This window comes from Homoserinimonas sp. OAct 916 (genome assembly GCF_003260275.1).
GTDB lineage: Bacteria > Actinomycetota > Actinomycetes > Actinomycetales > Microbacteriaceae > OACT-916.
Map to the genome: position 1 here is coordinate 1 of NZ_QJHB01000136.1, position 254 is coordinate 254.

Sequence of the window (254 nt, forward strand, 5' to 3'; positions counted from 1 at the left end):
TTTCTACCATTGGTTGGTGCGTCCGCAGTCGGCTACGGCGGCCCGCAGGGAAGCGTTGACGGCCAGGGTTCATCATTTCTTCGAAGAATCCGAAGGGACCTACGGGTATCGGCGTGTCCACTTCGACTGGGCTGCTGCGGTGATTTCGGACAGCGGATTCGATTGAATTCTTACGCTGCCGTGGCTGGCTTTTGGTAATCGTAGTGCACTTCGTTGGGGCGCCGGTAGCCGAGCGCCGAGTGCCGGCGTCGACT

Annotated in this window: 1 pseudogene; it reads left to right on the top strand. The window is 59.8% G+C overall.

Annotated features, from left to right (window positions below):
* Window positions 1–136: pseudogene (locus DL891_RS17000) on the top strand (IS3 family transposase); the annotation flags it as partial.
* Between the last annotated feature and the right edge of the window lie 118 nt (window positions 137–254).